Raw genomic sequence first — 6461 nt, forward strand, 5'->3', positions numbered from 1 at the left:
GGCGTGCGGGGGCTGCCCCGCGCGCGCCCGCCGCGGCCGCCGCGGCCGTGCGCCGGTCCTTCACACGCAGTTCTCCACACCACTTGAGGGGAGGGCAGTCGCATGAGCGACGTCAGGATCCTCGGCACGGGTGCCTACGTGCCGGAGCGGGTCGTGCCCAACGACGAGGTCGCCGTGGCGGCGGGGGTCGACGGCCCGTGGATCGCCGGCAAGTCCGGCATCCGGGAACGGCGGTGGGCCGCCGACGACCAGGCCACCTCGGACCTGGCCGCCGCGGCGGGGCGCGCCGCGCTGCGGTCGGCCGGCATCACCGCCAAGGAACTGTCCGTGATCGTGGTGGCCACGTCCACCCCCGACCGGCCGCAACCGCCCACCGCCGCCTACGTCCAGCAGCGGCTCGGCGCGAGCGGCGCGGCCGCGTTCGACGTCAACGCGGTCTGCTCCGGCATGGTGTTCGCGCTCTCCGCGGCCGAGGGCGTCCTCGCCCGCAGCGGCGGCCACGCCCTGGTCATCGGTGCGGACCTGTACTCCCGGATCCTGGACCGGTCCGACCGCAGGACCGTGATCCTCTTCGGGGACGGCGCCGGTGCGGTGGTCCTGGCGGCGTCGGCGGAGCGCGGCCCGCGCGTCCGGCACCTGGCGCTGCACTCGTTCGGCGAGCTGTCGGGCCTCATCGAGGTGCCCGCCGGCGGCAGCCGCACGCCCGTGGACCGGACGGCCCTCGAGGCGGGGCTCCAGTACTTCGCGATGGACGGGCGGGGCGTGCGGAGCTTCGTCGGTGACAACCTGCCGCAGCTGGTCAAGGCGTTCCTGCACGAGTGCGGCGTGGTGCCCGACGACATCGACCACTTCGTGCCGCACCAGGCCAACGGCGTCATGCTGGACAGCCTCTTCGCCGACCTGGAACTGCCCCGGGCGACCATGCACCGCACGCTGACGCACTACGGCAACACGGGGTCCGCCTCCATCCCGATCACCCTGGACGCGGCCGCCCGCGCCGGGGCCCTCGCCCCCGGCGACCTGGTCCTCCTGGCCGGCTTCGGCGGCGGCATGTCGGTGGGATTCGCGCTGGTCGAGTGGTGAGGGAATTCGGCCGGCGGGTCGGCGCGGTTCATGATCTCCCATGTGAAATCCACGGGGGGTCGTGGAGAACCGACCTGTCGCGCGGGATCGCCCGGCGGTTACTGTCGGGATGTCCGCAGATTCACCGTGACCTCGCGTAATGATGACGGGCGCCGCTCCGTCGGCGTGGTCGTTCTGTCCGGGAGATTTACTGTGTCGCGTAAAGCCGCAACGGAGGGCGTTGCCTGGGAGAAGGTGGCGAACTCCATCGAGTTCGTACCCGCCGAGTATTCCAGCAGGGACCAACCGGAATCCGTGGCCCGGGAAATGCTGCGCTGCGAGCCGGAGGAGATCGACCGGCTCGTGGACGCGGGGCTCCCGTTCGAGCAGCGGTCCGGAGTGCGTTTCTTCGACGCCAACGACCTGTACAACCTCGGCATGTACTCGAACAGCGGGGTGACGCAGCCGGAGCTGACCTTCCGCCTGCTCTTCCGGTTCGCCCGGCGCCCGGTGGACGACCTCCTGCGCGCCAAGGCGTGGGACTTCCGGGTCGCGCTGGAGTGCGTCGACTGCCCGGAGGAGGCCCCCTGGCGGCTGGAGGAGCCGAGCGTCGCCCGGTTCGGCGGGAGCGTCGCCGGGGTGACGGCGCCGTCGGCGAGCCGGGGGTCGGCCCAGTACGCGGCGACGGTGACGACGACCGGCGTCCGGACCCCGGTGGTCTCGCCCGTGCTGCGCCGGCTGACCGGCGAGTACCTGGGCGCGGGCTACCGCTGGCAGATGGTCCCGGTGCCCATGCAGGCGCACCCGGACCAGGTGCACGCCATGGGTGCCACGAGCTGCATCGCGGCGAGCCTGCACCTGGCCGAGAGCTTCCGCGCGGCCGGGTACCGGGCCGAGGCGAAGCGGGGGTGGTTCTGCGGCGTGCTCGGCGGGGCCCTCGACCTGCCGCACGCGTCCGTCGAGGTCGAGGACGACGACGGCGCGGTCAAGACCGTCGACATCGCCAAGGCCCAGCTGGCCGCCCGGCTCTCGCCGGACACCGAGCAGTTCCAGGAACTGTGCCTCGGGTCGATCTACAACAAGGTTATTCCGTCCACGGCGTCCGGGAACGCGCCCTTCGGTTACCACGACTGCGGTTCGCAGCTGCCGATCCAGGTCCGTGCGGACATTCAGACGGTGCGTTGAAAACGGAATCCCGCGCCATTCCACGGGGAAGATGAGGAACCATGGTCGCACGAGATATCAAGCCGATATCGCTCGACCTGGACCGGCTCGAGCAGATGGCCGAATCCAGTTACTACAACCCTTACACGATTTTCGACTGGCCCGAGGAGATCGAGCCCGACAGGCCGTGGATGAGCGAGGGTCTGACCACGCTGGCGGGCACGCCGATGTGGGACGAGCTCACCCGCGAGCAGCAATTGGCGCTGACCAGGTACGAGGCGATCAACTTCTTCAGCCTCAACATCCACGGAATCCGCGAGCTGATGAGCGAAGTGGTGATGCGCATCCACGAGCGGGCCTACGCGGACGTCTCGGAGTTCCTGCACCACTTCATCGGCGAAGAGAACGAGCACATGTGGTTCTTCGCCCGGTTCTGCCTGCGGTACGGCGGCAAGCTGTACCCGGCGCAGCCGACGCTGCAGGTCGATTCCGTGGCCCACCTCTCGCCGGTGGCCCGGGAGGCGATCATCTTCGCGCGGATCCTGATCTTCGAGGAGATCGTCGACTACTTCAACGCTCACATGGCGACCGACGAGGCCCTGCCGCACATCGCCCGCGAGATCAACCGCGTGCACCACCAGGACGAGAGCAGGCACGTCGCGTTCGGCCGGATGATCTTCACCGACCTGCTGGGCCAGGTGGCCGGGCGCGACCCGGCGGAGGTGCCGATGGTCGCCGCGTACCTGGAGGGCTACCTCCAGTACAGCATCGGCACCCTCTACAACCCCGCCGCCTACCGGGACGCGGGCATCCCGGACGGGCTGGCGCTGCGGCGGCGCGCGCTGGAGCACCCGGCCCGGCTGCTGGCGCACGACCAGATCCTGAAGCGGACCAGGAAGTTCCTGAGCAGGGCGGGCGCCGGAAAGGAACTGATCGCATGACGACCGACCCGATGCAGGAGGTCCGGTCCTTCATCCTGGAGCGCAACCCGGCGATCGGTCAGCTGGCCCCCGGGACGGATCTGATCGACAGCCGGGCCATCAACTCCCTGGCCTTCGTCGACTTCATCTTCCTGCTGGAGGAGCTGACCGGCGAGGCGATCGATCCGGAGGACCTGGACCTGGACGACTTCCGCAGCCTCGACGCGATCGAAGCCCGTTTCTTCAAGCAGAAGGCAGCCCAATGACCACGAGGACCGACAACGGCCTGAAAGTACTGGACGCCGACCAGCTGCGGTTGCTGCGGGCGACCGACGCGGCGTTCCTGCGGCTGGCCCGCACCTGGGAGGCCCCGGAGTTCCGGTTCCCGTTCCTGATCGGGAGCGGGGACCTCGACGCCTTCGACTACTTCGACAACTTCCCCCACCTGGGGCTGGCGGCCACCCGGCTGGATCCGAAGCGCCTGGGGGCCCTGCTGGCCGAAACGGACCGGCCGCTGGACCGGATCCCGGCCGAGGTGATGGAGCCGACCGGCTTCGCGCTGCCGTCGGCCGCCTGCTACGCGGTCTACCTCGACCTGGCCGGCGCCGGGCTGCCCCCGGAGGGGGTGCTGCGGACCACGCTCGGAACCTGCTTCCGCAACGAGGACCACTACGACGGTCTGCAGCGGCTCCTCGGCTTCTCCATGCGGGAGATCGTCTTCATCGGACCGGAGGACGGGGCCAAGCAGCACCTGCTCCGCGCCAAGGAGGCCGTGACGGCCCTGTGCGCCGAACTCGGGCTGGACGTCCGGCTGGAGGTCGCCACCGACCCGTTCTTCGACAAGAACGGCGGCAAGGCCAAGATGCAGCGCCTGTTCCCGGTGAAGGAGGAGTTCGTCGTCGGCGGGCTGGCGATCGGCTCGGTGAACTACCACCGGAACTTCTTCGGCGAACGGTGCTCGATCCGGGCCGGCGAGGACCTGGCGCACACCAGCTGCCTCGCCTTCGGGCTGGAGCGCTGGGTGCACGCGCTGACGGAGCGGTTCGGCAGCGCCGGGGCCGCCGCGTCCGCGGTGGAGCGTCTGGGCTGATGCGGAACACGTTGGCCGGGGTGCTCGGCACCGAAGTGAGCCTGCTCCAGTCGGGCATGGGAGGCGTCGCGGGGCCGGAACTGGCGTGCGCGGTGTCCAACGCCGGTGCGGCGGGCTGCGTGGGCGGCTACAAGCTGGTCGGTGACGGGCTGTCGGCCGCGCTCGCCCGGCTGGTCGCGGGGACCGACCGGCCCGTCGGCGTGAACCTCATCCCGGAGGTGGTCGGGCCGCAGGAACTGGACCGGCAGGTCGCGCAGGTGCTCGACGAGACGCCCCGGCACGTCTACCTGTCCTTCTTCGGCATGCCGGACGGCGCCGTGCTCGACCGGGTCGACGCGGCGGGACGGCGGACCGTCGTCCAGGTCGGGACGGTGCGGGACGGGGTGCGGGCCGCCGGACACGGCTCCGTGGTGGTGGCGCAGGGCACCGAGGCGGGCGGCCACCTCCTGGGCGAGGCGGGCCGGGACGCCCTGGTCACCGCGTTGCGCGAGGAGCTGCCGGAGACCTGCATCGTCGCCTCGGGCGGCATCGGGTCACCGGCGGAGGCGGCCAGGGCCCTGTCCGCGGGCGCCGACGGCATCATGCTCGGCACCGCCTTCGTCGTCGCGCACGAGTCGCGGGCCCACTCCTACTTCAAGGGAGCGGTGAGCACCGCCGACGAGACCGACACGGTGATCTCCGACGTCTACGAGATCGGCTGGCCGGGCCGGCGGCACCGCGTGCTGGAGACGTCCGCCACCCGCAACGCGGAGCAGCCCAGGAAGTTCATCGGCCGGACGGTGGTCGAGGGGCAGCCGTACCTGATACCGCGGTTCAGCGCCGCGGCGCCGACGGAGGCGACCAGCGGCCGGATCGAGGAGATGGCGATGTACTGCGGGCTTTCCTGCGGTGCCGTCTCCGGAATGCGGCCGGCGGCCGAGATCGTCGCCGAATTCGCTCGCATCCTCCGGGGTGTCGAGATCTTCGAAACAGGAACAGGATAGAGATTCATGTCAATCGTCGAGAACATGTCCCGGCTGGACCTGTCGTACCGTGACGACGCGCCGCGCATCCGCACCAGGGAGGGCGTGGAGCTCTACTGCGAGTCCCGCGGCGAGGGCACCGTCATCACACCGCTCCCCAACCTCGTCGCGACCGCGCCGATCTGGCGCGGTTTCACCGAGGAACTGGCCCAGCACCACCGCGTCCTGGTCTACGACCTGGCCAATCACGGGGCCTCCTCGCGGGTCGCGGAGGAGCCGACCTGGGAGGACCACGCGGCCGATCTGATCGCGCTGCTCGACGCGCTGGAGATCGAGTCGACCTACCTGATCGGCTCGTCCACCACCACGGTCTTCGCCCGGGACATGGCGCTGTGGCACCCGGACCGGGTCAAGGGCCTGGTGCTGGCGGGCCCGGTCTACGGCCCCCGGGGCATGCGCCGCCAGAAGCAGTTGCAGCGGAACTGGCTGCGGACGCTGGAGAGCAGCGGTCTCGCGGCCGTGTTCGACCACCTCTACCCCGAGATGTTCAGCACCGAGATGAACGAGGCGCTCGGCACCCCGGGCTTCCTGGGGCTGCGGGAGGCGTTCATGGCGGTCTCCGACCCGGAGGAGCTGGCCCGGAGCTTCAGGAGCGCCGCGAACGACACGCACAGCCCCGACCTGCCGCCGCGCATCGCCGCGCCCACGCTGGTCGTCGTGGGCGACGACGACATGCTGCTGAGCCCGACGGGCGCCCAGGAGCTGGCCGACCAGTTCCAGAACGGCACCTGCCGGATCATTCCGAAGGCCGGGCACCAGCCCTTCTTCGACGACGCGGAGACCTTCCAGTCGATCGTCCTCGAATTCGTCAAGGACGTGGAATCGCGTGTCTGACGGGGTGCTCGAGGTTCGGCAGCGCATCCGGGGGCTGCTCGTCGACCTGTTCGGCAGCGACCACTTCGCCGGCAGCGTGCCGGACACCGTGTCCCTCCGCCAGGCGGGCCTGTCCTCCACCGCGCTGGTCAGTCTGCTGGTGGCGATGGAGGACGCGTTCGGCTTCGAGTGGGACGAGGACGTCCGGCCCGAGTCGCTCCGCTCGATCGAGTCGCTGGCCGACCACGTCGTGTCGTTGCGTTGACCGGGACGTCCGGGGCGTCCGGGGCGTCCGGGTCGCTTGGGGCGTCCAGGGCGCTCGGGGTGTACGGGGCGGCGGGGCCGGAGCTGCCCGCCGCCGCCGCGGCGGCGGGCGTGCGGGTCCGGTGG

General features: G+C 70.8%; 8 protein-coding genes. All 8 read left to right on the forward strand.

The genetic code is table 11. The features are described 5' to 3' along the window. Positions 1–102 precede the first annotated feature (102 nt). The 8 genes from ACFUEL_RS07715 to ACFUEL_RS07750 all read left to right on the forward strand — a co-directional run bounded on the left by ACFUEL_RS07715 (position 103) and on the right by ACFUEL_RS07750 (position 6336). Positions 103–1083, forward strand: a complete 981-nt coding sequence (locus ACFUEL_RS07715; protein WP_380235147.1) for a 3-oxoacyl-ACP synthase III family protein — start codon at positions 103–105, stop codon at positions 1081–1083. A gap of 294 nt (positions 1084–1377) precedes the next feature. Next, positions 1378–2247, forward strand: a complete 870-nt coding sequence (locus tag ACFUEL_RS07720; protein WP_380235148.1) for a hypothetical protein — start codon at positions 1378–1380, stop codon at positions 2245–2247. A gap of 41 nt (positions 2248–2288) precedes the next feature. Further along, complete coding sequence (locus ACFUEL_RS07725) at positions 2289–3167, forward strand: diiron oxygenase (protein WP_380235149.1); 879 nt, start codon at positions 2289–2291, stop codon at positions 3165–3167. Next, positions 3164–3412 carry an acyl carrier protein gene (locus ACFUEL_RS07730; protein WP_380235150.1) on the forward strand — a complete coding sequence of 83 codons (249 nt, stop codon included), beginning with the start codon at positions 3164–3166 and terminating at the stop codon, positions 3410–3412. The genes ACFUEL_RS07725 and ACFUEL_RS07730 overlap by 4 nt, the downstream gene beginning before the upstream one ends. Continuing rightward, positions 3409–4236, forward strand: coding sequence for a hypothetical protein (locus ACFUEL_RS07735; protein ID WP_380235151.1), 828 nt, complete (start codon positions 3409–3411; stop codon positions 4234–4236). The genes ACFUEL_RS07730 and ACFUEL_RS07735 overlap by 4 nt, the downstream gene beginning before the upstream one ends. Continuing rightward, complete coding sequence (locus ACFUEL_RS07740) at positions 4236–5219, forward strand: NAD(P)H-dependent flavin oxidoreductase (RefSeq protein ID WP_380235152.1); 984 nt, start codon at positions 4236–4238, stop codon at positions 5217–5219. Before ACFUEL_RS07735 ends, ACFUEL_RS07740 begins: the two co-directional genes overlap by 1 nt. 6 nt (positions 5220–5225) lie before the next feature. Then, positions 5226–6092, forward strand: coding sequence for an alpha/beta fold hydrolase (locus ACFUEL_RS07745; protein WP_380235153.1), 867 nt, complete (start codon positions 5226–5228; stop codon positions 6090–6092). Beyond that, positions 6085–6336, forward strand: coding sequence for a phosphopantetheine-binding protein (locus ACFUEL_RS07750; RefSeq protein ID WP_380235154.1), 252 nt, complete (start codon positions 6085–6087; stop codon positions 6334–6336). Before ACFUEL_RS07745 ends, ACFUEL_RS07750 begins: the two co-directional genes overlap by 8 nt. Positions 6337–6461: the final 125 nt, after the last annotated feature.

The organism is Kitasatospora sp. NPDC057198 (assembly GCF_042670125.1).
In the GTDB taxonomy this organism is placed as follows: Bacteria; Actinomycetota; Actinomycetes; order Streptomycetales; family Streptomycetaceae; genus Kitasatospora.

Coding starts and splice junctions, on each gene's coding strand:
- ACFUEL_RS07725 (WP_380235149.1), top strand. CDS start 2,289: ATGGTCGCACGAGATATCAAGCCGATATCGCTCGACCTGGACCGGCTC.
- ACFUEL_RS07735 (WP_380235151.1), top strand. CDS start 3,409: ATGACCACGAGGACCGACAACGGCCTGAAAGTACTGGACGCCGACCAG.
- ACFUEL_RS07745 (WP_380235153.1), top strand. CDS start 5,226: ATGTCAATCGTCGAGAACATGTCCCGGCTGGACCTGTCGTACCGTGAC.
- ACFUEL_RS07715 (WP_380235147.1), top strand. CDS start 103: ATGAGCGACGTCAGGATCCTCGGCACGGGTGCCTACGTGCCGGAGCGG.
- ACFUEL_RS07740 (WP_380235152.1), top strand. CDS start 4,236: ATGCGGAACACGTTGGCCGGGGTGCTCGGCACCGAAGTGAGCCTGCTC.
- ACFUEL_RS07730 (WP_380235150.1), top strand. CDS start 3,164: ATGACGACCGACCCGATGCAGGAGGTCCGGTCCTTCATCCTGGAGCGC.